Consider the following 553-nt stretch of genomic DNA (forward strand, 5'->3'; position numbering starts at 1 on the left):
AATTGCGAAAGTCTGATTCAACCAAAGACTTTGACGATATGAAAGCGGTCATGATGAATATCGAGATGAAGCGTCGGCAAAACCGCGCAGGTAGCAGCACTAAAACGAGTGCGCCGAAAACCAAAACATCCACTGCAAGCAAAACTAGCAATACCAGATTAAAGACCAACAAAGCTAAAACCAGCCCAGCTAAAGACAAACTACCAGAAGGACGTGTTGGCTCAGCTGCCAAGGAAAAGCGAATTAAAGAAGCCATCGCCAAAGAGAAAATGGAACGCGAAGCTGCACAGGCTGCCAAAGCGGCTGCAGAAGCAAAAGAAATGGCAGAAATTATGGCCAGACTTGACCAGCGTACGAAGGAAAAAGAAAGCCTACGTCGTAGGCGCTAGAAGCTGAGGCTCATCTCTTAAATGTTCAAACCTTTCAGGCTCAAAAGCGCTTAGGCGCGACGAACACCTGAAAGGCAAAAGCTCAATATTTCTTCAATCCATTCTTCGGGCTTGAATTCGCCAGGCGTTTGTTGGGCACTGGCGATAGAGCCAAGTAATGTTTC

At 46.7% G+C, this 553-nt stretch carries 1 pseudogene; it reads left to right on the top strand.

Going from position 1 to position 553, the window contains the following annotated elements:
• A pseudogene (locus A3735_RS31345) lies at positions 1–389 on the top strand (hypothetical protein); the annotation flags it as partial.
• Positions 390–553: the final 164 nt, after the last annotated feature.

The organism is Oleiphilus sp. HI0061, from assembly GCF_001635675.1.